The 25,625-nt window shown below is 43.2% G+C and carries 19 protein-coding genes; 16 read left to right on the forward strand and 3 right to left on the reverse strand.

What is annotated here, in order from left to right; genetic code table 11:
• Window position 1: 1 nt before the first annotated feature.
• From WHS38_08460 to rlmD, 5 genes are all read left to right on the forward strand, one after another.
• Entirely contained in the window at window positions 2–481 is a 480-nt protein-coding gene (locus WHS38_08460) for an SMI1/KNR4 family protein (GenBank protein MEJ5301006.1), read from the forward strand.
• Complete coding sequence (locus WHS38_08465) at window positions 468–2,171, forward strand: 2-oxoacid:acceptor oxidoreductase subunit alpha (GenBank protein ID MEJ5301007.1); 1,704 nt, start codon at window positions 468–470, stop codon at window positions 2,169–2,171. The genes WHS38_08460 and WHS38_08465 overlap by 14 nt, the downstream gene beginning before the upstream one ends.
• Window positions 2,158–3,018 (forward strand): thiamine pyrophosphate-dependent enzyme, encoded by an 861-nt coding sequence (locus WHS38_08470; protein ID MEJ5301008.1) that lies wholly within the window; start codon window positions 2,158–2,160, stop codon window positions 3,016–3,018. Before WHS38_08465 ends, WHS38_08470 begins: the two co-directional genes overlap by 14 nt.
• 27 nt (window positions 3,019–3,045) lie before the next feature.
• Window positions 3,046–5,007: a chemotaxis protein CheW gene (locus WHS38_08475; protein MEJ5301009.1), complete on the forward strand. Its 1,962-nt coding sequence runs from the start codon at window positions 3,046–3,048 to the stop codon at window positions 5,005–5,007.
• Between the two features lie 69 nt (window positions 5,008–5,076).
• Entirely contained in the window at window positions 5,077–6,486 is a 1,410-nt protein-coding gene (rlmD, locus tag WHS38_08480; GenBank protein ID MEJ5301010.1) for a 23S rRNA (uracil(1939)-C(5))-methyltransferase RlmD, read from the forward strand.
• A gap of 106 nt (window positions 6,487–6,592) precedes the next feature.
• Here rlmD and WHS38_08485 read toward each other — a convergent pair whose 3' ends face one another.
• On the reverse strand, window positions 6,593–8,332 hold the full coding sequence (locus WHS38_08485) for a L,D-transpeptidase family protein (protein MEJ5301011.1): 1,740 nt from the start codon (window positions 8,330–8,332) through the stop codon (window positions 6,593–6,595).
• A gap of 415 nt (window positions 8,333–8,747) precedes the next feature.
• Here WHS38_08485 and WHS38_08490 point away from each other — a divergent pair, with 415 nt between their 5' ends.
• The 10 genes from WHS38_08490 (at window position 8,748) to WHS38_08535 (ending at window position 21,822) form a co-directional block, all read left to right on the forward strand.
• Window positions 8,748–8,906, forward strand: coding sequence for a rubredoxin (locus WHS38_08490; GenBank protein MEJ5301012.1), 159 nt, complete (start codon window positions 8,748–8,750; stop codon window positions 8,904–8,906).
• A 69-nt stretch (window positions 8,907–8,975) separates the two neighbouring features.
• Window positions 8,976–9,476 carry a ferritin family protein gene (locus WHS38_08495; GenBank protein MEJ5301013.1) on the forward strand — a complete coding sequence of 167 codons (501 nt, stop codon included), beginning with the start codon at window positions 8,976–8,978 and terminating at the stop codon, window positions 9,474–9,476.
• Between the two features lie 76 nt (window positions 9,477–9,552).
• Window positions 9,553–9,807, forward strand: a complete 255-nt coding sequence (locus tag WHS38_08500; protein MEJ5301014.1) for a Uxx-star family glutaredoxin-like (seleno)protein — start codon at window positions 9,553–9,555, stop codon at window positions 9,805–9,807.
• 57 nt (window positions 9,808–9,864) lie between these two features.
• Window positions 9,865–11,085: an FAD-dependent oxidoreductase gene (locus WHS38_08505; GenBank protein MEJ5301015.1), complete on the forward strand. Its 1,221-nt coding sequence runs from the start codon at window positions 9,865–9,867 to the stop codon at window positions 11,083–11,085.
• 2 nt (window positions 11,086–11,087) lie between these two features.
• Entirely contained in the window at window positions 11,088–11,813 is a 726-nt protein-coding gene (locus WHS38_08510) for a DVU0298 family protein (protein MEJ5301016.1), read from the forward strand.
• Window positions 11,798–12,265: a tRNA adenosine(34) deaminase TadA gene (gene tadA, locus WHS38_08515; GenBank protein ID MEJ5301017.1), complete on the forward strand. Its 468-nt coding sequence runs from the start codon at window positions 11,798–11,800 to the stop codon at window positions 12,263–12,265. The genes WHS38_08510 and tadA overlap by 16 nt, the downstream gene beginning before the upstream one ends.
• 179 nt (window positions 12,266–12,444) lie before the next feature.
• On the forward strand, window positions 12,445–13,623 hold the full coding sequence (locus tag WHS38_08520) for an efflux RND transporter periplasmic adaptor subunit (GenBank protein ID MEJ5301018.1): 1,179 nt from the start codon (window positions 12,445–12,447) through the stop codon (window positions 13,621–13,623).
• Between the two features lie 13 nt (window positions 13,624–13,636).
• A complete protein-coding gene (locus WHS38_08525; protein ID MEJ5301019.1) occupies window positions 13,637–18,232 on the forward strand; it encodes an efflux RND transporter permease subunit in 4,596 nt (1,531 codons plus the stop codon).
• A gap of 33 nt (window positions 18,233–18,265) precedes the next feature.
• On the forward strand, window positions 18,266–18,862 hold the full coding sequence (locus WHS38_08530; protein MEJ5301020.1) for a PD-(D/E)XK nuclease family protein: 597 nt from the start codon (window positions 18,266–18,268) through the stop codon (window positions 18,860–18,862).
• Window positions 18,859–21,822, forward strand: coding sequence for a PD-(D/E)XK nuclease family protein (locus WHS38_08535; GenBank protein ID MEJ5301021.1), 2,964 nt, complete (start codon window positions 18,859–18,861; stop codon window positions 21,820–21,822). The genes WHS38_08530 and WHS38_08535 overlap by 4 nt, the downstream gene beginning before the upstream one ends.
• Window positions 21,823–21,871: 49 nt before the next feature.
• Here the strand turns inward: WHS38_08535 and WHS38_08540 are convergent, their stop codons facing one another.
• Window positions 21,872–23,413, reverse strand: a complete 1,542-nt coding sequence (locus tag WHS38_08540) for a sigma-54 dependent transcriptional regulator (GenBank protein MEJ5301022.1) — start codon at window positions 23,411–23,413, stop codon at window positions 21,872–21,874.
• Window positions 23,414–23,655: 242 nt separating this feature from the next.
• Here WHS38_08540 and WHS38_08545 point away from each other — a divergent pair, with 242 nt between their 5' ends.
• Window positions 23,656–24,975 (forward strand): DUF362 domain-containing protein, encoded by a 1,320-nt coding sequence (locus WHS38_08545; protein MEJ5301023.1) that lies wholly within the window; start codon window positions 23,656–23,658, stop codon window positions 24,973–24,975.
• Between the two features lie 91 nt (window positions 24,976–25,066).
• Here WHS38_08545 and WHS38_08550 read toward each other — a convergent pair whose 3' ends face one another.
• Window positions 25,067–25,606 (reverse strand): YfcE family phosphodiesterase, encoded by a 540-nt coding sequence (locus WHS38_08550; protein ID MEJ5301024.1) that lies wholly within the window; start codon window positions 25,604–25,606, stop codon window positions 25,067–25,069.
• Window positions 25,607–25,625 lie beyond the last annotated feature (19 nt).

The raw sequence follows: 25,625 nt of genomic DNA on the forward strand, positions 1-25,625 counted from the left end.
TATGACAAATGTTTCTGATGAAATGGTTTATAACACCTTGGGAGTAAGGCTCCCTAGATCATACCTTGAATTTCTCAGCGTCCATTTTAAAGATCTAGATGATGATCCAGCAAATCATTGTTGCTGGAAGTCTGGATTTGGAAATTTCCCTTTTGTTCTTGGAACAACTCAAGCTTTTAGGAATCAGTTTCAAAACTTTCCCAAAGACTTTGTAATAATTGGCTATATCGGGACCAAGAAGATTTTGATAGATCATCAAGAAACAGAAATTGACATTTTTGTAGCGCTTAACGTAGCAACATCGGAAGTATTCTATGTTGATACGCTTGGCAAAATAGAAAAAGTGGCCGATTCTTTTGATTCCTGGGTTGGTGGATTTATTTCGTGGATTAGCGATAGACCTAAAACTTCGGGTAAATTCAGCTTATCAAGGTTTGTGGAGATAATTAAAGGAAAGAGAGTTAAAAATGATGGACGTTAATGTTGTTATTGCTGGAGCTGCAGGAGAAGGCATCCAGACTGTGGGATCTATTTTTTCGGTGGCGGCAGCTAAGTGCGGACTTGCTGTTTTTTCCTGGCAAGAATACGAATCACGCATAAGAGGCGGACTTAATAGTTACTCTATTAGGATTTCTACTTCATTGAAAAATGCTCCACGGCGTGATGCCGATGTATTACTTCCGCTCAGGAAAGAGGCACGAAAAAAATATCGCTCCTGGCTCAATCCCAATGGGTTGCTTATAGCTGATGAACAGGACAATACGGACGGTGCGACGGAAATATTCGTTCCTTTCAATAAAATTGCTCGAGAAAAATGGCAAAGCCCAATTTATGCCAACACTATTGCCGTGGGAGCTCTGTGGTCGGTCATTGGAGGCGATTTTGAAGCGCTGCAAGTGGCGGTTGAGGATGAATTCCAGGGCAAAGCAGAAACAGTGATTAAAAACAACGTGGAAGCAGCTCGAGATGGCTACCTTTTTGCGGAAAAATCCTGTCAGGGAATATGTCCCTGGAAGTTGGAAAAACGCCCTGATCGCTTTTATTTGATAGCAGGAAGCCCTGCTATTGCTCTTGGATCTGTCAAAGCAGGATGTCGCTTTATGGCAGCCTATCCCATGACTCCCGCCACCGGTATTATTACTTTCCTTACTCAGCACAGAAAGGAATGCAAAGTTTTTACCGAGCAGGCAGAGGACGAAATTGCCGCCATAAATATGGCTATAGGCGCCCAGTTTGCCGGGGTTCGAGCTATGACGGCAACCTCTGGAGGCGGATTTTCTCTGATGGTCGAAGCTTTGAGCCTTGCAGGCATGGTGGAAGTGCCGGTTGTTGTTGTGCTTGCACAAAGACCGGGACCAGCAACAGGACTTCCGACCCGCACAGCTCAGGGAGATCTTTTATTTGCTATCCACTCAGGACACGGAGAATTTCCTAAAGTTGTTCTGGCTCCGTCTGATCCCTATGATGCCTTCCACAAAATGGTTCGAGCTTTCAATTTAGCCGACAAGTATCAAATACCCATCATTGTTATGACCGACCAGTTTCTGGCGGATTCTCAGTTTTCTATACCAGACTTTGATGTGGAACTGGCAAAGGTTGAGACTTTTATTGCTTCACCTTCAGATTTTTCAACTTATAAACGATATTCCATTACCGCTTCTGGAATATCTCCCAGACTTTACCCAGGGCAAAGCAAATATCTTGTTACCGCCGACAGCGATGAACATGACGAGGACGGACATATTACAGAAGACCTTGATGGCGTTGCTGTGCCAATGATGGAAAAGCGCCTTAGAAAGCTTCAATCTCTTCGAAGGGAAATACGCCCTCCCGAAAGATTTTTTATGGAAGACGACGTGGAAGAAGTTTTTGTAGGATGGGGAAGCACAAGACAGGCTATATTTGAAGCGGTGGAAATACTGCGAGAAGAAGGAAAGCGAATTGGTGCTTTGCATTTTACAGAATTGTGGCCCCTTCCAGAATTATCCTCCAAGGAGGAATTTTTCCCGCCCAAAGCAAGCATTACCATTATAGAACAGAATGCAACCGGGCAGTTTGCCAGCCTTCTTAGAAGAGAGCTTGTAATTCGAGATGCTAAAAGTATGCTTTTTTACAGTGGCTTGCCGGTTACGGCTCAAGACATAAGGAGACGTTTTTATGGTCGAGATTAGCGATTTTTATTCCGAAACACCTGTTCAGTGGTGCCCCGGGTGTCCTAACCATGCAATTTTGACCACTCTTAAAGAGGCTCTGGTAGAACTTGGGAAACATCCCCATGAAATATGTCTTGTTTCCGGCATAGGGCAGGCGGCAAAGCTTCCTCATTACATGCCCTGCAATTTTTTCAACGGTTTGCATGGAAGAGCCCTTCCAGTAGCTACTGCAATAGCTGTAGCTCAACCCAATCTTACTGTTATTGTTACAACCGGGGAAGGCGATTGTTACGGCGAGGGAGGAAATCACTTTATTCACACCTTAAGACGAAACCCAAACATTACGCTTTTTGTCCATAACAATTCGATTTATGCTCTTACCAAAGGACAGGCTTCCCCAACTACGCCTCCGGGGGAAAGGCGAAGTCTTAACCCTGATGGAGTAACCCAGCCGCCGCTTAATTCTCTGGGAATTGCCATACTTCATAGGGCAGCCTTTGTGGCTCGAGCTTTTGCGCTCGATCGAGCTCAGTTGAAGTCCATCATGATGGAAGCAATTCAGTGTAGAGGATTTTCCTACGTAGATATTATTCAGCCCTGCATCACCTGGGATCCCAGACCCCTGGACTGGTTCAGGAAGAACGTAAAACCTCTGGATTCGTCTCATGACCCAGCTGATCTAAAAAAGGCTCTTGAGCTTGCTCTCCTGCCAGCTCCGCCCATTTTCACGGGGGTTTTCTTTAAAACCACCGATCGCCCTGTCTTTGGTGATGATTTTCTGATGGAGATGGGTGTTTCTTCTCTTGTAGAACCAGTTTTTCCTTCTGACAAGGATGTTCTGAAAATATTGGAACAATTTAGGTAAAATTTAGGCTAAAGTGAGGGAATCATTATGGCAGTTGATAAGGGAATAAAAATTTTACTTGTTGAGGATTCGAAGATAACTCGCCGGATGGAGTGTAAGGTATTAAACGATCTTGGGTTTAACAACATCATAGAAGCCGACGATGGTGATCATGCCATATCTCTTCTGGCTAAGCACCCCGATGTGGATGTTATTATTAGTGACTGGAATATGCCCAAAATGGGCGGCATTGAACTTTTAAAATGGGTTCGACAGCAAGAGAAATACCGAGAGCTGCCTTTTATTCTGGCTACGGGAAGAGCACAAAAAAAGGAGGTGGTGGAAGCCTCCGAGGCTGGGGCAAGTAATATTATTTCCAAGCCCTTTGCTCCACCGGAACTTTTGAGGGTTATTGAACAGACTTTTTCCGGGAGGACTCTACAGACTCTTTCCCAGGAAATTCCAGAAAGAAAACCCGTGCTAGACGCCAGTGGAAAACCGATTCTGAATATTGCTCACATTCAGATTACCGACCATCTTACTCTTGGGGTTGCAAAGCATTTGATAGACACAGGTAAAGTTGCTCCGAAACATTTTGCTTCTCTTCAGACTATTTGTATGACGAGCTGGAATCCTGTCCGGGAAGCCTTGGAACAGGGCACGGTGGATGGAGCTCTGGTTCTTGCGCCCATTGCTATGGATCTCTTCGCATATAACGTTCCAGTAAAGGTTGTGTTGCTTGCTCACAAAAATGGTAGTATTTGCGTTCGCAAAAAGGAGCCCCTGAAGTCACTGGTGGAATTTTTCAAAAACAAGACTTTTTGCATTCCCCACGAGCTGTCCATTCATCATATTATTTCGCACATGTTTATGAATGAATTGGGACTTAAAGCTGGAATTGCTGGAAGCCGGGAAGGAGATTTTTTCTATGAAGTGGTTCCGCCTGTAAAAATGCCCGAATTTCTTAAAATAAATCCCGAAGCCAGTGGTTTCCTCGTGGCTGAGCCCATTGGGACAAAAGCCATAGCTGAAGGCGTTGCGGAGCAACTATTCCTGTCTGCGGAGGTATGGCAGAATCATCCCTGTTGCGTTGTGGCTTTCCGGTCTGAAATCATCGATAGACATGGGGAAGCCGTGGAAGAATTTGTCAGATTGATGGTTGAAGCGGGCGATTTTATAACTAAAAAGCCTGAAAAGGCGGCTGAAATTGGAGTAACCTTCCTGGATCCGCAAAAAACGCTGGGGCTTAAAGTGCCCATCTTGAAAAATGTTCTCACAGAAACTCAGGGAATAAAAGCTGACGACCTCAGACCAGATCTTGATGCGCTTGGCAAAATGGTTTCTTACATGAAGGAGAGCATGGATATAGACCTTGCTATTGATATACCCTCTTTTGTTGACATGAGATTTTCCGACAGTGCATACAGACATGCTAGTGGTTATGTTCCAAGACCGTCACGACTCTTGAGCATTAAAGATCTTATTGCCAGGGTATCACAGGATGTTCAGGAAGCTCGCGTTTCTGCAAAGAGTTTTCTTGGGCAGGAAGGGAAATATCTTATTTTTCATCTTAACAATCAACAATACGGGATTGATGTGCTGCACGTTAAGGAAATTGTTGGAATAATGCCAATTCGTGAAATTCCGCAAGCACCTTCATTTGTAAAAGGTGTTATCAATTTACGAGGTAAGGTAATACCGGTTATTGATCTAAGACTTAAACTTAATATGCCGGGAGCGGATTACAATGAGAGAACATGCATTGTGATTTTGGAAATTCCTCTCGAGCGAGGCGTTTTTCATGTGGGAGTTATAGTCGATACCGTTTCTCATGTGGAGACCATTAAAGCTCGAGATGTGGAACCACCTCCCAGGTTTGGTTCTGGTGTAAGTCTTCCCTTTGTTAGAGCCATGGCTAAGTCTGACGGACATGTTAAGATATTGCTGGACGCTATCCATCTATTTGAGAAAGCCGAGTTAGAAAGAATTTCGGCAGCTCAAGCAGCATAGATAACTCTTTAATGGGAGTATAAGGCGATTCTGTGGCTTCTATAATTTCTAAGTTAGAGGATACTCGTTGTGAAAAAGGGAGAGGAAATTGTTCTCAGAATTGATAAGCTTGCTTACGGTGGAGCCGGAATAGGACGAGCGAATGGAACCGTTGTTTTTGTTGAAAGAGCCTTTCCCGGAGCACTGGTTAAGGCAATAGTCCTTCGAAAGAAAAAAGATCATTTTTTTGCCAGGGTTCTGGAAGTGTTAGAACCTTCGCCGTGGGAACGTGATCCTTTTTGCATGCACGAAAGTTACTGTGGAGGATGTCTATGGCAAAGGCTGGATTATTCTTCTCAGATTGAGTGGAAAGCTCGTCAAGTGGAAGAATCTCTCAGCCATATTGCTGGTCTGGAATCCGTGCCGCTTCTTCCTATAGAGCCTTCGCCCGTTACCCGGTATTATCGCAACAAAATGGAATTTGCCTTTTCTGCAAGACGATGGCTTAGACCTGATGAAATTCAAAACTACAAAAATCAAGAACTAGAGCGAGGTTGTGGGCTTGGACTTCACGTTTACGGAGCCTTTGATCGAGTTTTCGACGTTGAAGAATGTTCTCTGGAGTCACCCGAAGCTGTTGATATTCTCAAAGCGGTGAGATTTTTTTGCAGGGAAAGTGGCCTTCCCGCTTACGGTATTTCTGGTCACACCGGGTTCTGGCGGTTTTTGGTGATAAAGGAAGCCAAAAATACAGGAGAACGCCTGGTTCACATCATAACAAGGTCCCATTCCGATTCCGAAAAAACCATTGATGGTCTTGCCAAGAAGCTTGAGGAACTCTGCCGATCAGGGGTAGCTATTACGACCTTGGTTCATTCCGTAAACGATCAGAAATCACAGGTTGCTGTTGGGGAAAATTCCAGAATCATTTGGGGATCGGGGAACATAACAGAGCGGTGTCTCCATATCAATCTGGCTATTTCTGCTCATTCTTTTTTCCAGACCAACCCGTCTGGAGCGGAAAAGCTTTATGGAAAGATTATCGAATGGGCTAATCTTTCTGGATCGGAAGAAGTGTGGGATCTTTACTGCGGGACGGGTTCTATTGGGCTTCTTCTAGCAAAACAAGCACGATTTGTTGTAGGCGTAGAACTTGTGGAAGATGCAGTAAGAGACGCTCAAAAGAACGCCTTTTCAAATGGTATAGAAAACTGTGTTTTTTACGCAGGCGACATAAAAGATGTTATCAAGACTCTAGCACATCGTGCCCCTCACCTGGTTATCATAGATCCGCCTAGAGCCGGCATGCATCCAAAGGTTGTTAAGGCTCTTCTTGATCTTGCTCCACCCAGAATTATCGCTGTTTCCTGTAATCCTACGACGTTGGCTCGAGACGTTGGGTTGCTTGTGTCAAAATATCGCATAAGGGCAGTTCAGCCCTTTGATTTGTTCCCCCATACTCCCCACGTTGAATGCCTGGTGGATTTGGAACTGAACTAGAAATAAAAACATCCTCTATTCCTATTTTCAGGATATAGAGGATGCAGTATCGGCTACTGGGAAATAAAAGGGGAAAACTTGCTCCTGAGATTACAAATGGTTGCAATTAAAAAAATACCTTGAAACCATTTTGTTCTTTCCATCCATAAATATCCCCACCGAATTCCAGAAGTCCATCTTCGGATACCAAAACAGGAAAATAGGTTATGACTATGGGGACAGGACGTTCCAGTGTGATGAAAGTTTGATCTGGTTTTTTCAAGTATGAATCGATTTGATCTGCTTTTTTGGGATTGTCTCTTTCAAGTATTTCTCTCGCCAGGTCTAAAGCTCTCTCGACTCTGACACATCCGTGCGATATAGCTCGAAAAGCTCTTTTAAACAGATGTTGTTCTGGTGTGTCGTGTAGAAAGAACCCGTAGGGATTGTCGAATAAGAACTTAACCTTTCCCAAAGGATTTCTACCGCCAGGGAGTTGGTAAAGTCTTGGCTCTCCCCAGGAATATGTTGAATCGAGCATTCTAAATCCGCGCTTTTGGAAATAAAATTCGTCATTTGCTGCCTCTCTTTCAAGTTCAATTCTTATTCTTTCAGGAACATACCATCGAGGGTTTATAACGACGGATTTAATTTCGCTTACAAGTGGTAGAGTATTATTCCATCGGACGATCTTTCCTCGAACTTTTATTTGTTTTCCATCGGTTCTACCAACAATGACCTTGTGTCTGGAGATCAGGTTTCCATCGTAGTAATACTCTAAGGAGAAAGTCGGAATATTTACCCATATGAAATGGCTGTATAATCTAAAAGGGGCTTCCTCCATACCCTCTAAAGTTATACGAATCCAGTTGAGTTTTTCTTCGTAGGGAATATTCATTTTCTCAACGGTCTTTTGCCCTACCGTTCCGTCAGGCGTTACAAAATGGGTTCGTTGAAAATTTATAAGAGCTGTTTTGGTTTCTTCGTCAAGAACTCCGGTTGGTGCACCTTTGAAAAATCCTTCTTGGGCGAGTCTTTTTTGGACATTTGTAATAGCGGGACCGTGATAGCCAGGCTTGAGCTTTTCGGGAATGTTTACGGAGATCTGAGATGATCTTGCCAGATCTTCATACTTGGGTAGTGCTTCCTTTAGAGCTTTGTATGTTGGGATGCGATATAGAACATCAAAATTGAGAAAATCAACCATAGCTGTTTCGTTATCAACAAAAGATATCCATGACAAGCCGGGATAAGGCGTTTTACTTTTGAGAAGACCTATAACGGAGGCGGTAAATATAGAATCCAGTTCAAGTCCCTTCTCTGCTAACCGCTCATAAGCTTTTTTCTGATGCTTTGCCCATTGAATAACGTTATTTTCTCGCTCTTTTTCTATTGCTTCCCCCGAGATGAAGAAATTCTTTTCCGGTTCTTGAGATGGACAAAGCTTGATAGTATCGGGATCTATTCCTGCCGGAAACTGATTTGATAATCCCTGTCGAGCTTCCTCCAGTTCTCGAATCAACCGATTTATCTCTTCTTCTCTTGGCACACTGCCAGAAAACTTCCTCATGATAGCACTCATGGAGTCCTTTGGCTTAAATTGGCTGTCAATGAAAAGCAGATTACCTGAAGTGGCTTTATAAATAGATCTTAGGTCGCTCGCTTCAGCACCTTCAAATCGCTTCGCAATGAAGCTTTGAAGCCACTCAGACCATGGTTGACGATAGAACGATACAATTGCTCTAGCGGTTATTAAATCTGGTCTTGAAAAATCCCTAAGATTAAAACACCAATCGGACTTGGCTTCTGTGGTTATTAATACTACACCTAAACAGAACATTACCGTTGTCAAAAGAATCCGTTTCACAGCCCCTTTCTCCTTGATCACGATTTGTTCAGTTTGTCATAAAATTCAATCTGGTCTTTCAGACTTAATTTGCTTCTACATAACTGTTTGCTTCTGTTACGGCACAAATTACATCGGCTTTCTGCACACATTTGGCAAAATGAACAATCGGCGCATTTATGCTTTTTATCAAGATCCTTTCCCAGATTTTCATGAAAAGGATCATAAATCATGAAACCATCTTTGTTTAACCTAAACATCTCTCCTCCTCGCCTTTTATCTCCTCTTTGGAAAATAAATATAAAAATTTTAAACGCCTTGCACAAGATAAAGATAAAACTTGCAAAGCTAGAGAGACTTCTTATAGTGAAGATAAGATTAAAGTGATAAGCAGAAGCAATACTGTAGTAGGGCAAAATTGAAAAAGGAGGGTAAAATGGATCGTTACGTATGTTCAATCTGTGGTTATGTTTACGACCCTGCCAAAGGAGATCCAGATAGAGGCATCCCAGCGGGAACGCCTTTTGAAAAACTTCCAGACGATTGGACCTGTCCGGTTTGTGGAGCCAGCAAAAGCGATTTTGAAAAAGAATAGCTAGTTAGCAAAGCAGCAGTGTGGAATATCACTCTGCTGCTTTCTTTGATTATAGATAAGGAGGAAGAAATGCTTTTCGGATTTAACGCAGCAGAAGTTTTTGACATAGCCATAAATATTGAAGAAAACGGTAAGGCTTTTTACACTCAAGCGGCTCAATTAGTTGAAAATGTTGATGTAAAGAATCTCTTCTTAGAACTTGCAAAAGAGGAAGAAAACCACAAGGCTAGATTTGCCGAACTTAAAAAGCTTCTGCCCCCACAGGCTCAGCAACCAACCGTTCCTGACATATCCGATGAACTTGATGCCTACATTAAAATGATGGCCCAGGAACATATCTTTAATAGTCCTTCCGGAGTTGAACAGGAACTTAAGAAAATTTCTTCGGTTCAGGATGCCTTGAGGCTTGCCATTCAGTTTGAAAAAGATTCTGTGCTGTTTTTCGTCAGCATGAAGGAAGCAACAGATGATACCAGAGGACGGGAAATGATCGATTTGCTAATAAAGGAAGAGCAAGAACACGTTAAGCGGCTTTCTCTGGCTTTACGTCGTGTTTTGAAAGGTTCTTAGTATTGGTTCTAAGGCAATCTCTACAGTGGACACAGCTAAAGTGTCCACTTTTAATTTTCTAACAGGAGTAAAAAATATGGCTTCCCGTGTGAGAATATTCAGCACGCCAACCTGCCCATATTGTAAGCAAGCTAAGGAATTTCTTACCACGAAAGGGATTTCTTTTGAAGATGTCGATGTTTCATCAAACCCCGAAGGACTTAAAGAAATGAGAAGTATTTCCGGGGGCGCTCGCACTGTTCCCGTAATCGCCATAGATGACGTGGTGATTGTAGGATACGAAGAGACCGATATAGTTAAAACTCTCAAAGAAAAAGGGCTTCTTTCTTAAGGACAACGGGTTTTTCAGCCTCTAGATAGAATCCTTTATAAAGGGGGTTGGGTCTAGATGACCGTTTCTCGGGTTACCGTTTATACAGTTTCAGGATGCCCTTTTTGCGATAGCGTTAAAAAACTATTAAAAGAAAAGGGAATAGAATTTCTTGAGATTGACGCTCCTCCCTATAGTGATCAGTGGTTTGAAATGGTGAAAAAGACCGGAAGTGGAGCTCTTCCTCAGGTGCTTGTGGGAGACGAGACCGTAGGAGGTTATCTTGATGTGATTTTCTACGAGGCTTCCGGACTTTTGTATCAAAAGCTGGGAATAGAATCTCCGGACGTGCGCAAAATAGAAACTCTATACGATGTGATAATTCTCGGAGCTGGTCCTGCCGGTTTGAGCGCTGCTATTTATGCGGCTCGCAAGGTATTAAAAACTCTTGTTATAAGCGGCAACATCGGTGGTCAGGTGACATGGACCTACGACATTGATAACTATCTCGGATTTAGTCAGGTTAATGCGCAGGATCTTATCAAAAAGTTTCGAGAACATGTTGAAAAATACGGTGTAGAAACGGTTATAGGGCAGGAAGTTGTATCGGCCGACATTACGGGGCGAATTAAGCGAGTAACCACAAAAGATGGTAGATCTTTTTATGGCAAAACTCTAATTATCGCCACAGGAGGACAGCATAAGCGACTCAACATCCCTGGAGAGAAGGAATTTCTAGGGCGGGGAGTCTCTTACTGTTCAACCTGTGACGCTCCCCTTTTTGCTGATGCAACCGTTGCCGTCATTGGTGGAGGAAATTCTGCACTCGAAGCCGTAATAGACCTTATGCCTATAGCAAAGCACATCTACCTTGTTTCTTTGACAGAACTTACAGGAGATCCTTTGCTTCAGGAAAGAGTTAAAAAATCCCCCATGGTGGAAATCTTTACTCGTCATAAACCTGTAGCTATTCTGGGAAAGCAGGAGGTTGAAGGGATCGAGATTTTGTCTTTAGAGGAAAACAAAACCAAGACTCTTAATGTAGAGGGGGTTTTCATAGAAGTCGGAATTATGCCCAATTCATCTCTTTTTGTTGATGTGCTGGCCACAAACGAGCGAGGCGAAATTATTGTGGATGAAATGTGCAGAACCGGTGTTGCTGGAGTATTTGCCTGTGGCGATGTGACAAGTGTTCCTTACAAGCAGGTTGTGGTTGCGGCCGGGGAAGGCGCTAAGGCAGCCCTGTCGGCTTATAATTATCTGGTAAACCGAGCGGGTAAAACTCCCGGTTCTGGTTAAAAATGTCCAGATTAAGCTCAAGGGCAATAAGAAACGAATTAAAGGCCCTTTTTGAACGGAAAAAATCAGAAAAAAGCCTTTTATGGAATGATTCTGACAAAGCGACTATTGATCTTATCTTTTCTTGCCCGACAGCAAGTTTAAACCCGCTGGTATTTTTCCTTTCTTCTCCTGATCCTGTAGAAAAATGGGGAGCGGTAACTCTCATCGGTCGACTTGTTGCCTTTCATGCTGAATCTGATATGGAGTGGGCTCGAACTGTGCTGAGACGTTTTATGTGGTATCTGAACGATGAATCAGGCGGTATGGGCTGGGGCGTTCCTGAAGCTATGGGAGAAGTGCTTAGACATCATCTGGGGCTTGCTCTCGAGTATGGGAAAATTCTTTGGTCCTACGTTGATCCAGAAGGTAACCATTTAGAAAACGATGCTCTGGTTGAAGGAGCTTTATGGGGTTGTGCGAGGGTCACAACGGTTTGGAAAAATGTTTATTCCGAAACTTCCTGGAAGACGATAATGCCATACATAAATTCTCCACGTGCCTTTACCCGACTCTGTGCCGGTATCGTGGGTATTTGCTTCCAGAATATGGGAAATGATGAAGTAGCGGAAAGTCTTAGATGGCTAGAGAAGGATAGGGAAAGAGTTTCCTTTTTTTGGGATGGGGTTTTTATAGAGGATTCCGTTGGGGGGATAATTAAATTTTCTGAACAGTGGATTCGCTGGTAGAAAGACACGAACATTATATGAGGCTGGCTCTACGGGTGGGGGAGGAAGGAGCTCGACGTGGAGAAGTCCCTGTTGGTGCCCTTGTTGTAGCCCCCGAAGGGCAGATTTTGGCACTTGCTCATAATGAGCCGATAGGTCTTAAGGATCCTACCGGTCATGCTGAAATTATCGCAATGAGAAAAGCCGCTCAAAGAATTGGTAATTATCGTCTTGTGGATTGTTCTTTGTATGTTACTCTTGAACCCTGTGTTATGTGCTATGGAGCCATAGTTCATGCCAGAATAAAGAAACTTTTCTTTGGTACTTACGACCCAAAATCTGGAGCTGAAACAGTGTTTGGTCTTTTTTCATCACCTTTTTTTAACCATAAGCCAGAAATTGTGGGTGGAATTCTTCGTGATCCCTGTGAAAAATTGTTGAAAGATTTTTTTGGAAAATTGAGAGCCAAATAAAGAACCTTCGAACAACTTCTTTTTAAGTTGACAGGTAAGCAATTCTTCAGATAGTGAGGAAAGGCGCCATTTAAGGATTTTTTGTAACCAAGTAGGAAGAATAAAGTCTAATAAATGGGCAGTATATAAAGGGTATTAGGTTCAAATTTCTAAATAAACGTTTGTTTTGGAGATGGACAATGTCTAGAAAATGCTTTTTTGCTGTTGTCTTGATTTTTGTTGTCGCTTTTAGTTCGAGTTGCGGTAAGCAAGCCCAATCTCAGGGGCAAGCTCAGGTTCCTGAAGTCTCAACAATAGAAGTTTCTACGGAATCTGTAGAACTCGTAACTGAACTTCCGGGACGAGTCTCGGCTTTTAGAATTGCGGAAATTCGCCCCCAGGTAAGTGGTCTTATTCTTAAGCGTTACTTTGTTGAAGGATCCAATGTTAAAGCCGGGCAACTGCTCTATCAAATCGATCCTGCCCCTTTCGAAGCTGCTCTTAACAATGCTAAGGCAGCTTTGGGGAAAGCCGAAGCTCAAATTCCCGCTATAAAGCTTAAAGTCGAAAGATTCAAAGAACTACTTGCAGAAAAAGCTGTAAGCCAGCAGGACTACGACGACGCTTCAGCAGCCCTTAAACAGGCAATGGCAGAAGTTGAATACTGGAAGGCTTCTGTCCGGTCTGCTCAAATCAATCTCAGTTATACAAAGATTACCGCTCCAATTTCGGGTCGCATTGGTAAATCAAATGTCACAGAAGGTGCTATAGTAACCGCTTATCAGCAGACGCCTCTGACGATTATTCAACAACTCGATCCAGTATATGTTGATGTTAATCAATCTACCACCGAACTTCAGCAACTTAAGAAAAAGCTCGAAGAGGGACGTCTAAAGTATGGAGGACAGAAAAACACTAAAGTGAAGATCGTTCTTGAAGATGGAACAGTTTATTCTCATTCAGGAGATTTGCAATTTCGGGATGTGACGGTTGATCCCACTACCAGCTCTGTTACTGTCAGGATTGTTGTTTCAAATCCTGATAATACACTTCTTCCAGGCATGTATGTTCGTGCTCTTGTTCAGGAAGGCGTTAACGAACAGGCTATCCTTGTGCCTCAGGAATCTGTTCAGAGAGATCGCAAAAGCAATCCCTTTGTGTTGATCGTCAATCAGGAGCATAAAGTTGAAGTTCGTCCCGTGGTGCTTGATCGAGCAATAGGCGATAAATGGCTCGTTACTTCGGGGCTTTCTCCCGGGGATCACGTAATTGTGGAAGGCATAGTCAAGGTTCGACCAGGTATGACGGTCAAGGAAGTGCCTTTCGCCAGAGAGAGGACATCAGCATCCCAACAACCTGCATCATCTCAGGCTCAATAAGGGGAGGGGTTAAATGCTTTCCAAGTTTTTTCTCGATCGGCCGGTTTTTGCCTGGGTTATTGCTATTTTTATGATGCTTGGAGGTGCCCTCGCTATCTATCTCATGCCGGTTTCTCAGTATCCCAACCTGGCTCCACCTTCCATTTATATAATGGCGACTTACCCCGGAGCATCAGCAGAAACCGTTGAAAGCACGGTCACTCAGATTATAGAGCAGAAAATGACCGGTCTGGACAATCTAATCTACATGTCCGCAACAAGCGATTCCTCCGGTACGTCTCGAATAGAACTTACCTTTGCTCCCGGAACCGATCCTGACCTTGCTTGGGCTAAGGTGCAAAATAAACTTCAGCTTGCTATGGCGAGCCTCCCTTCTGTGGTTCAGGAAATGGGCATCACTGTGGGTAAAGCTACCAGAAACTTTCTAATGATTGTGGGACTCATTTCCGAAGATGGAAGTATGGATGGGAGTGATCTTAGGGACTATGCTCAGTCGAACCTTGAAAAGGTGCTGGCGCGTATACCCGGTGTTGGTGAAGTGCAAAATTTCGGCACTCAGTACGCCATGCGAATTTGGCTAGATCCCGATAAGCTCATAAGTTATCATCTTACCGTTGATGATGTAGTTCAAGCTCTAAGGAGTTACAATGTAGAGATTTCCGCAGGGCAGTTTGGTGGTGCGCCTGCTGTGCCCGGTCAGCGGTTAAATGCTTCCATCATCGTTCAGCATTTTCTAAGAACCCCTGATGAATTTGCCGCCATACCAGTTCGGATTAATACTGATGGTTCTATTATTCGAGTAAGTGATCTCGGGCGAGTTGAACTCGGGACGGAATCTTACGATGTGCAGTTTTTTTATAATGGAAAGCCAGGAGCCGCCATGGGTATTCGACTCATGGCTGGAGCAAATGCTCTCGACACCGCCGATCGTATAAAGCAAAAGCTAGACGAATTAAAACCCTTTTTCCCATCAGGAATGAAAGTTGTTTACCCCTTTGATACCACACCCTTTACTAGGGTAGCCATAAAGGAAGTGGTCAAAACTCTATTCGAAGCGGTCATTCTCGTATTTTTGATCATGTGGGTTTTTCTGGGAAGTTTTCGAGCGACCATTATCCCAACCGTGGCTGTTCCCGTGGTGCTTCTTGGCACCTTTGGCATACTTGCTCTTGCAGGTTTTTCTATTAATATGCTCACCATGTTTGCCACCGTCCTTGCTATTGGGCTTCTGGTGGACGATGCCATTGTTGTTGTGGAAAACGTTGAGCGAATTATGGAAGAAGAAGGACTTCCGCCCAAAGAAGCCACTGCAAAGTCTATGGAACAAATCACCAGTGCCCTTATTGGCATTGGGCTTGTGCTTTCGGCTGTTTTTGGTCCTATGGCTTTTTTCCCTGGGTCAACCGGTATCCTTTACCGCCAGTTTGCTGTAACCATTATTTCTGCTATGCTTCTTTCGGTTATCGTGGCTCTAATTCTCACTCCAGTTCTCTGTGCCACTTTTCTAAAACCACCCACGCCCGGCGTTAAGCCTGGTGAAAATGCTATCCCAATTCTGAGACCTTTCTTCAGGCTTTTTAATAAAGGCTTTTCGAGAGCAAGGCGATTTTATGTGGAAACCGTGGGGCGATCTTTTACGAGAGTCGCTAGATATATCGCGGTGTATCTCCTTATTATTGTAACTGTTGGATTTTTGCTGATGCGTCTTCCGACAGCCTATCTCCCAGAAGAAGATCAAGGAATTTTGTTAACTCAGGTTATCCTTCCGTCCGGATCCACTTTAGAACAAACCCAACAGGTGCTTGATCGTGTTCGCGATTATTTCCTTACCAAGGAAAGCGATGCCGTTGAATCCTGTGGAACTCTTGCCGGTTTTAGTTATTCCGGACGTTCTCAAAATAACGGTCTTGTATTCGTGAAGCTAAAAGACTGGCATCTCAGAGACAAGCAGGATTTGAAAGTTTGGGCTATCGCCAGACGAGCAATGATGGCTTTTTCGTCTATCAAGCAGGGAATGGTATTTGTCTTTCCTCCACCTTCTATCATAGAACTCGGAAACGCCACCGGTTTTGATTTTCAGTTGCTCGATTTTGGTGGTATGGGTCATGCAGCCCTTATGGAAGCCAGAAATGAGCTACTTGCTATGGCGGCCAACGATCCAAGGCTTGCTCGAGTGCGCCATAACGGTATGGACGATGTTCCTCAGTATAAGATTGATGTGGATTGGGAAAAAGCGGGCGCATTGGGCATACCTATTTCGTCTATTCATCAGACGATTTCCGCCATGTTTGGTGGTGCCTATGTGAACGACTTTGTTCATGCCGAGCGAGTAAAGCGAGTTTACGTTCAGGCTGATGCGCCATATCGAATGCTTCCGAAGGATCTCGATAAAATCTATGTAAGAAACAAAGAAGGCAAAATGGTGCCCTTTTCGGCTTTCGCTACGGGATACTGGACATACGGTTCCCCAAGACTTGAACGTTACAACGGCTTTCCTTCCATAAATATCTGGGGAGAACCGGCTCCTGGAAGGAGTACTGGAGAAGCTATGAAAGCCATGGAAGAGTTGATCCAGAAGCTTCCCAAAGGTTTTGGATTTGACTGGACAGGGCTTTCATACCAGGAACGGATGTCGACTTCCCAAGCTCCCATCCTTTACACTTTTTCGGTCATCGTTATCTTCCTTTGCGTTGCTGCTCTCTTTGAAAGCTGGACTATACCCTTTGTTAATATGCTTATGTTCCCATTAGGCGTCTTTGGCGCTTTACTGGCGACCTATCTCCGGGGGCTTCCAAACGACGTTTATTTTCAGATAGGTTTTTTGACTACTCTTGGTCTTTCTACCAAAAACGCTATCCTTATCATCCAGTTCATTCAGCATGCTATGAAAACTCAAGGTATGGGATTTGTAGATGCTACTCTTAGTGCAGTTCGGATAAGGTTTAGGCCCGTTTTAATGACATCGTTTGCTTTCTTCTTTGGCACTCTTCCTTTAGCTTTAACATCCGGTGCTGGAGCAGGCTCTATGAATGCTATAGGAACTGCTGTCACAGGTGGGATGCTTTCGGCAACTTTCATCGATCTATTTTACATTCCTCTTTTCTTCGTTCTGGTATCGCGACTGTTTAGAAAAAACAATAAGGAAGGATCATCACCTGACTCTCCTGGAACAGGTAAAGTCTCATCTCTCCTTGTCATGATAGGTGTTGTAACTGTTTTACTAGCGGGATGTTCTTTAATTCCTAAGTATGATCGTCCCGAATCTCCTGTTCCTAAGACGTGGCCTAAAGCGGAGAAAGATTCAAGGTTAACAGAAGGAACAGATACTAGCTTATCTCAGGAACAGGAAAAGGCTCCACCCGATATTTCCTGGAAAAACTTTTTCATCGATGAACGTCTTCAAAAACTTATAGAACTTGCTTTGGCGAATAACCGAGATCTAAAGCTAGCTGTTATGAACGTTGAACGGGCTCGAGCTCTTTACGGGATTCAGCGAACGGAGCTTTATCCTTCTGTAAGTGGTTCAGCTAGTGCCAGCATTCAAAGAACGGCTGCAAAGCTTTCCATGAGTGGTGAGCCTAAAATAGAAGAAAAATACAGTTTGAATCTTGGGATAGCTTCCTGGGAACTGGATTTCTTCGGGCGTATTCGTAGCCTTGAAAAGGCAGCTCTGGAAGACTACTTTGCAACCGAAGAAGCTCGAAGAAGCGCTCAGATTTCTTTAATCTCCTCTCTTGCTCAGGCTTATTATACTCTTGCTGCTGATCGGGAAGCTCTGGCTCTTGCCAGGTCAACGTTGAAAACTCAGGAGGAAACCTATCGTCTTATCGAACGTCGTTTTTCGGTAGGGCTTGCAACCGAGATAGACAGACGTAGAGCTGAGACTCAGGTGGAAACCGCAAAAGCTGAAGTAGCAAGGCTCACACGGCAGGTGGCTCAGGATGAAAACGCTTTGCAACTTCTAGTGGGAACTTCGATCCAGAAAGAACTTTTTCCTGACAGTGAATCACAAATCAAACCACCAGGGGATGTCTCGCCCGGGCTTTCATCGGAAGTGCTCTTACGCCGGCCTGATATTCTCGCTGCAGAACACCAGCTCAAAGCTGCTTATGCTAACCTTGGTGCGGCTAGAGCAGCTCTCTTTCCCAGGATTTCTCTTACCACATCGGTCGGCACGGCGAGCAGTGAACTGACGGGACTTTTTGCGGGGGGATCCTGGACGTGGAATTTTGCTAACAATCTGGTGACCCCGATCTTTGATGCTAGAGCCTGGGCGGCTCTGCGACTAACCAAGGTCGATCGCGAAATTGCAATTACACAGTATGAGCGGGCGATTCAGCGTGCGTTCAAGGAAGTGGCTGATGAACTAGCTGTAAAGGCAACAGTGGACGACCAGATTAAAGCTCAGGAAGCTCTTGTTGAGGCTTTGAGGGAGACCCACCGTTTGGCTTTAATAAGGTATGAAAAAGGCATTGATAACTACCTGAGCGTTCTCGATGCTCAGCGATCTCTTTACGCTGCTGAACAGCAACTTATTTCACTTCGTCTTGCTCGAAGTGCCAATAGAGTAAGGCTTTATGCAGTGCTTGGGGGAGGAGCGATTCCCTAGAAGAAGATTTAAACTTAGCCTGGGTGAGAGATTATGGCTGATGCGAGTGATTATACAGGAATAAGACTGTGGATAGTTACCGGCCGTGAGAAAGTAGTTGAAGAATCTGAAGAAGAGCAGAAAAGGCAACTTATTGGAAATGTGCTTCATAAGGCTATAGAACTTTTGCTTAAATATGCTCCTTACAACAGTGAAAATCTGGTGGATTTTGCCGAGCGGAGCATTCAGGCTGCCTGGGCGATTCTTAGCCGGGATCGTGAAGTGCCGGATTATACCGAAAAAGAAAGCCTGGAAATTCAACAGGAAGCAAAAGAAATTCTGGAAAAAGCTCTGTCCCATGAGGAAATTTCTAACCTTTTACGGGATGGAGAAGATGACACCACAGTTCGATCGGAAGTGGAAATTATCGATGAAAGAAGTCGAACTTTCCGAATCGACCTTATGAGAATAAAACCTTCCTTGAAGTCGATAGAAGTAGTTGATTTCAAAACTCATAGAATAGATCCCGAAAAAACCAGAAACCAGCTTACTCAATATGTAAGAATAGTGAAACGGGCTTTTGGTCCTTCGTGGGAAGTTAAAGGAATTGTTGCTTACCTGGATCCGCCTAAAGTTGAGGAGGTTTTGTGAGAATAGTTCGGTTTATACCTCCGGAACGAGTCTTTCTTAAAAGTCTTGCAGATGCATACCTTTCAGAAATTGGGGAAAAAGGCCTTGAAGGTTTATGGGATACGAGACAAGAGTTTATTTTTATTTTCCCTTCCCGTAGAGCCGGCTTGTATTTTAGGTATTACTTGGGTTGCGAAAATACAAATATTGTTCTCCCTAGGATTTATGCACTTGAAGATCTTATAGACGAACTCGCTACATGGCATGACCCGAAGCCCAGAATTAGCTTCTTTGATCAAATATGGGAACTCTATCAGGTCGTTAGAAAAAAACTGAAAGTAATTCCGCAAACAGAAAGTTTCGAGCGGTTTATTCCCTGGGGTGTGCGACTGGTTAGTGCTTTTGAGGAAGTTGAGCGGGAAGGAGTGGAGCTACCTGAATCTGTTGTAACTCCCGATGGTCATCCGATTTTGCAAGAAATGCCCCTGGGTGCGATCTGGAAAGCCTGGAAGGAAAGAATTTCTGGAATGGGGAAGGTCACCCTGGGCATGCTCTACCGAATCTGTATAGAAAAATGGCAAGATGGGAACCTACCCGAATTTATACAAAAAGCTAATGTTAACTTTGCTGGTTTTATAAGATTTGGAACCGCTGAAAAGGCTTTTCTTAAGGCGCTTAAAGGCGACGTTACTTCATGGATTGAAGCCAACCCGGCAGATGTGCCTGACGGGACAAAAAAAATTCTTAAGGAACTGATGTTTTCTTTTCACGAGCCCGAAGAACCTATTGATTCGAACAATAAATTACCAGAAATTTGCTTTTATGAAGTTCCGGACCGCCATCATGCTCTGGAAAAGATTACCGACCTTATAGAAACTTCTGTTGATAGCAGACCGGATAAGATTGCCGTTATAGTGCCTGATGATGGAATTCTTTTGCCACTTATTTACGAACTTCAGGGAATTCAATCCCCAATAGATGTTAACGTTACGATGGGTTATCCGTTGCGTAGAAGCCTTGCGGCTTCCTTTGTTTTAAGCTGGTTAGAACTGCTCATGTCCAGAACTGACGATGGGCGATTCCACATGCCGTCTTTTATCCACCTGCTCCGCCATCCCTATACTAAAATGCTTGTCAGTAGAAAAACTTCGTCTGAAGCTAGCCGGTCAGGTCTTTCGTCTATTGAATCTCTTTTGCAGGATGCGGGATCGGCTTACATGAGTTTTGATGAAATTGAGAATCTTCTTAAAAACACTCCCGAAGATGATCAAGCTGCCTTTGACATTTTTGTAATAATCAGAGAACTGTTTGCTTCGGATCTCTTGTCCCGGTCGCCACTAACAATCAGAGACGTTTTTGAAGTGACCGCTAAGGCTTTAGAAGAAATTTCTTCGCCTGGTGAACTACTTGAAAACGATCCTGGTAAGTTTGGAGGATACAAAGTCCTCCTAGAGCAGTCATTTTGCAGGGAATTTATCGAAGAAATTATAAAACCTGTGGAGAAATCTTCCTGGTCTTCCGAGCCTATTGAAAATATTTCTACTGCCTACAGGCTATTAAAGGAAACCGTGAATGTTATCAGAATTCCCTTTTCGGGAAGTCCTCTTCGAGGTCTTCAGGTTTTGGGGTTTATTGAGAGCAATCTTCTGTCGTTTGATGAAGTTTTTATTCTCGATGCAAACGAAGGCATTTTGCCGCCAAGACGGTCTTTTAATCCTGTTTTACCGGAATTGTTGAAGAAACAAGTAGGGCTTTCAACCGCTGAAGTTGAATCTTTTTTACATCGTCATCTTTTTATGCGCCTCATTAGAGCGGCTAAGAAAGTGCATATTTTTTACACGGCTATGAGTTCTAGTCAGCGTTCTGTAAGTCGTTCTCCATTGGAGTCGGGTGCAATAAGAAGTCGTTTTGTGGAAGAACTTATATGGAAATTTAACAAACAGAAAAACTCTCTTGATGAGTCGGTTATTCCTATTCCTGTGGTCATTCCTCAGCGGGTACTCAAACGTCCGGATCGGATTGAAAAGAACAACTCTTTCGACAAAAGAATAAAAGAACTTTTAGGAGCTAAACTTTCTGCGTCTTTTTTTAATACCTATCTGAAATGTCCTGTAATGTTTTTTTACAGCTACGCGTTGGGAATTAAAGGTTATAGTGGGGAAATAGAGGAAGGACTAGAAGGGCGGGGTTATGCTGAACTTGGAATTATTATTCATAAGACGCTAGAACAATATTTTTCGAATATTATGAAAGCTAGAGATGAAAACGGTATAAAAATTAATCCCGGTGAAATTGTTGAAATCTTCTCCAATGCTTTTAGAGATTCCAGCCTTTCTAAACGACTGGGACAGGAAAGACGCTTTTTCATTAGAGAAACCTCCGTTTATCGTTTGACTAAGTATTTGGAGTGGCTCCGAGATGAATGGCAGCCTTTTAATGTGATAAAACTGGAGCAAGAATTTTCCTGTAAAAAAGATACGAACCTGAGCGGTATAGCTAGCGTGAGCTTGGAAGGCAGGATTGATATGATAGCTTTGCGAAATAATGATGAACTCTGGATTGTTGATTATAAAACGGGTTCTCCACCAGAACCGAAATTTTCCCGGGATGATTTACGTAATTTCGTCGAAAGCGAAATTGACCTTTCCTACAGCGAAAAACTTGTTCAGGCAAGAGAATATATTGAAGATATCCAGCTTCCTTTCTATGGTTTTCTAATAAAACAATCTGGCTTTATTGAAGAAATCCAGCGAGAGATAAAAGCTGTTAAGGCTTGTTACCACGCTTTGGGAGCTGGTAAATCTGATGATTATCAAATCGAAATGAAAGAAAATATTTTAGAAATATCTCAAGTTTTTGATGATTTTCTTGGTTTTCTGCTCGATCACATCGTTAATTCCGAAGCTTTCTTTGCCACGAATGATTTGGATACTTGCAATAGATGTGATTACGCCAAGATTTGTTCATGTTCTTTAGTGTAAGGAGCACACTCTCACGTGTGCCCCTTTTATCTTCTAGAGCTAGAAAATATTAAGACACAGGATGAGGCGCGCTCTTTTCTTGCGGCAGATTAGGTTGCTTGGAGCAGAGTGATTTCTTAAACTGTTCTTTCTTTAAATTGCATTTGCTCATTAGCTTTCTAAATTGCCTGGTGGTTATGCCGGCTATTTCCGCTGATTTATTTATTTTACCATTCGTTGCTCGAAGTAGTTTAGAAAGATACACCCTTTCAGCGTGAGTAACCAAGGCTTGCCTGAATTCCGAGATGGTAGGAAACTTTTCTGTTTCAGCATTCAGCAAAGAGAAGACATCAAAGAAGTGATCGTGACATCGTTTTAGAGATCCTATAATGTCCGATGGGAAATTAGCTGGAGTAAGTATGTCAGATGACTCAAGAATGTAGGCTCTCTCGATTACATTTTCTAGTTCTCTAATATTTCCAGGCCAGTTGTATCGCGTAAAAGCTTCCATAACTTCCAGAGCGATTCCCTTGATATTTTTCATGTGTCGGCGGTTAAGTTTTTCAAGAATAATTTCCGTAAGTAGGGGAATATCTTCTTTACGCTCTCTTAAGGGGGGAACGAAGATCGGAAAGACGTTAAGGCGATAATAGAGATCCTGCCGAAAACATCCTTGCTCGGCTAGAGCTTTAAGATCCACATTGGAAGCAGCAACGACTCTTACGTCGGTTTGAAGAGGGTTATCACCACCCACTCTATAAAAAATTCCTTCCTGTAAAACCTGCAAAAGTTTTATTTGGACTGGTGGAGTAATGGTTCCAATTTCGTCCAGAAAAATGGTTCCGCCGTTGGCAATCTCAAATTTTCCTAATTTTCTTCGCAGAGCTCCGGTAAAAGCACCCTTTTCGTGGCCGAAAAACTCACTTTCTATTAGACTTTCTGGTATGGCTCCACAATGAACAGGTATAAAAGGCTTGTCTGCTCGACGACTGTGTTCGTGGATAAGTTTAGCAAGCATGTTTTTGCCGGTCCCGGTTTCTCCCGTAAGAAGCACTGTAGCGTCGGTAGGCGCAACTCGCTTAATGTCGTCAAAGACTTTTTGCATTAGAGGGCTTTCTGTTTTAACAAGATGAGATACAGTTACTTTCCAGAAGGTTTCGTGATGTGTTTTCCCCTCTATAGCTTCTGTAAAGACCTGAAAGGTTTCCAACACCTGTTTTAACTCTGCTGAATTAACAGGATAGGATATGTGGGAATTTGCTCCATGTTTTACCGCCTTGAATGCTTCCGTCATTCTTTTTTTAGGAGCAACAACTATAATAGGAACATTACCAAATCTTGTCTTAATATGTTTGATTTCTTCTCCTATTTTAGCTGAGTTTTCCTTGGCTGGTTTGAGAGAGTCTATGTCCCAGAAAATTATGTTTGGAGAATGGATGTTAAAGTCTTTCGATGGAGGTTGTTCGTCAGATGTTGTTTCTACTTGCCAATCTTTTCCAAGTGCGTCACTGAGGCTTTTAAAAATTTCGTTTTGTTTTGTGATTACTATGGCTGACTTCATATATAACCTTTGTTCACCTCTTTCAACTCCATTAGTTGGCTCAAAAAGCATTGAGCCTCTTTTTGGAAAATCAGAGAAACAATTATCACATTTTTGGTAAAGCAAGAAAAAAAATCGGTAAATTGAGGTTTCAGATAAAAGTAAAAATACAGGGTTGAGTTTCTTGTCTGTCTTTGTTGGAAAAGTTCATATTTTTTACTGCTTGCCTACCGTTAGTTAAAGCTGGTAACAGAAGAAGCACTAAAGGTTGGCTAGAGTGAGTGGTAACAAGTCCTTAGGAGGGGGAAGCATAAATGGCTTTTACGGTAAGTATTGTTCGTTATGAAAAGATTTACGACTCTGTCAGGCTTGCTGTGGAACTGGCGGGAGGACTACCAAAACTTGGATCGAGCGACAGGGTCTTCATCAAGCCGAATGTTGTAACATGGGTTTTAGGGGGCAACTTCCCCAAATGGGGAGTTCTTACTACTTCGCGAATTGTAGAAGATGTCGTTAAACTGTTGAAAGATGCGGGAGTTAAGCAAATAAGCATTGGAGAAGGAATAGTCGCTGCTAGCTCCGCAAGACGTGAAATTACTCAAGAGGCTTTTCGATCTCTTGGCTACTATAAGCTTAGTGAACGTTACGGAGTGAACTTAATAGACATATTTGATCGTCCTTTTAAGAAGGTCGAAATTGCCGAAGGTGTTACTCTTAATTTCAATGTTGATGCCCTGGAAAGCGACCTCATTGTAGATTTGCCCGTCCTTAAAACCCACGCTCAAACAGTAGTCAGTCTGGGAATAAAAAACCTTAAAGGTCTTATCGATATTCCGTCCAGAAAGAAGTGTCATTCTAGAAACGACGGGATGGATCTTCACTTCCACGTCGGAAGGCTTTTTGTAAATCTTCCCCCTGTTTGGACGATAATTGATGGAATCTTTAGTAATGAACGAGGTCCCGGGTTTGATGGAATTGCGAAGAGAACTAATCTTCTTATAGCCTCAAGTGATCTTTTTTCTGCAGATAAGGTAGGAGCGGCAGTTCTTGGGTATTCCCCTTCGGATGTGCCTCACCTTGTTCATGCATCCCAGGCCCTGAAAAGACCTCTTGATCTTTCTGACCTGGATGTTACAGGAGAAAGCTTAGAAAGTCTCATTATGCCACATCGTTATTCCTTTGATTACAATCAGGATAATTCTTTACCTCTGGTTATGGAAAAGGCAGGCATTAGAGGTATCTCTTACTGGAAATACGACGATACTTTATGCACTTACTGTTCCTTTCTTAATGGGACTATTCTTACTGCTATTGCCCGAGCCTGGAAGGGAACTCCATGGGATGAGGTAGAAGTGCTTACGGGGAAGGTGATGAATCCTTCAGGCATGAAAAAACACACGATTCTTCTTGGGAAGTGCATGAGCGATCTTCATAAAAACAACCCATATATCCGTCATGCCGTTTTCGTAAAAGGATGCCCACCTAAACCGAAAGATGTAGTGAAAGCTTTTCAGGAAGTGGGCATAGAGCTTGATATGTCGATTTTTGAACATCCAGAACATTATGCAGCGAGGTTTATGAAAAAATACGAAGGAAAGTCAGAATTCGATGAGGCTTTTTTCAAGCTGGAGTAGACATTTTTGTCCATTTTTTTCAGATCCTGAGAGTCAGCCGAACAGGGGATCAACTTTTGCAGGGGGATTGAGATGCTGACACCAGTTAGCTTTACGATCGAATTTTAAGTTCTGCAAAGGAGTCGCCGCTTCGTAAATTTACAAGGTAAGCGGTTACGCTCTTTTCTTCCAAATTCAGCACTACAAAACTTGGGTTGTATCCTTTCTTATCTTGGGTTTTTAAGTGACCCGGATTAATCCATAAAATCCCCAATTCCCAAGAAAGAGCCGGAATGTGAGTGTGACCGTAAGCAACAATTTCTACATCTTTTCTTGCTGCCAGCTCCAGAGGGTTTACATCTCCCGGCAGGTCGTTGGCATGAGGTTCTTTCGTGTGAGTAAAAAGCACTCGGTAACCCTTTAACTCCTTTAGCAAACGGTTCGGAATTTTAGGATCGCGGTAATGTTCGCAAAAAACACCGGGAACCTGGATAAGATCCCCTTTCCATAGATCTTTTACAGCTTCTACATCTTCGCATTCATCACCCAGATGAACCAATACATCCACCTGCCACTTTTCCATCATCAGGCTTACCGCCAATCGCAGATTTTCTGTTTCTCCGTGTGTGTCGCTTACCAGACCAAGTCTCAAGCTTTCACCTCCCCACTGG

Source organism: Thermodesulforhabdaceae bacterium (assembly GCA_037482015.1).
GTDB lineage: Bacteria > Desulfobacterota > Syntrophobacteria > Syntrophobacterales > Thermodesulforhabdaceae > JAOACS01.

Bases quoted from the DNA above. Each gene is read 5' to 3' on its own strand.
- WHS38_08525 (MEJ5301019.1), top strand. From the start codon at position 13,637: ATGCTTTCCAAGTTTTTTCTCGATCGGCCGGTTTTTGCCTGGGTTATT.
- WHS38_08540 (MEJ5301022.1), bottom strand. From the start codon at position 23,413: ATGCTTTTTGAGCCAACTAATGGAGTTGAAAGAGGTGAACAAAGGTTA.
- WHS38_08465 (MEJ5301007.1), top strand. From the start codon at position 468: ATGATGGACGTTAATGTTGTTATTGCTGGAGCTGCAGGAGAAGGCATC.
- WHS38_08530 (MEJ5301020.1), top strand. From the start codon at position 18,266: ATGGCTGATGCGAGTGATTATACAGGAATAAGACTGTGGATAGTTACC.
- WHS38_08520 (MEJ5301018.1), top strand. From the start codon at position 12,445: ATGTCTAGAAAATGCTTTTTTGCTGTTGTCTTGATTTTTGTTGTCGCT.
- WHS38_08545 (MEJ5301023.1), top strand. From the start codon at position 23,656: ATGGCTTTTACGGTAAGTATTGTTCGTTATGAAAAGATTTACGACTCT.
- WHS38_08495 (MEJ5301013.1), top strand. From the start codon at position 8,976: ATGCTTTTCGGATTTAACGCAGCAGAAGTTTTTGACATAGCCATAAAT.
- WHS38_08490 (MEJ5301012.1), top strand. From the start codon at position 8,748: ATGGATCGTTACGTATGTTCAATCTGTGGTTATGTTTACGACCCTGCC.
- WHS38_08510 (MEJ5301016.1), top strand. From the start codon at position 11,088: ATGTCCAGATTAAGCTCAAGGGCAATAAGAAACGAATTAAAGGCCCTT.
- WHS38_08505 (MEJ5301015.1), top strand. From the start codon at position 9,865: ATGACCGTTTCTCGGGTTACCGTTTATACAGTTTCAGGATGCCCTTTT.
- WHS38_08500 (MEJ5301014.1), top strand. From the start codon at position 9,553: ATGGCTTCCCGTGTGAGAATATTCAGCACGCCAACCTGCCCATATTGT.
- WHS38_08470 (MEJ5301008.1), top strand. From the start codon at position 2,158: ATGGTCGAGATTAGCGATTTTTATTCCGAAACACCTGTTCAGTGGTGC.
- WHS38_08460 (MEJ5301006.1), top strand. From the start codon at position 2: ATGACAAATGTTTCTGATGAAATGGTTTATAACACCTTGGGAGTAAGG.
- WHS38_08475 (MEJ5301009.1), top strand. From the start codon at position 3,046: ATGGCAGTTGATAAGGGAATAAAAATTTTACTTGTTGAGGATTCGAAG.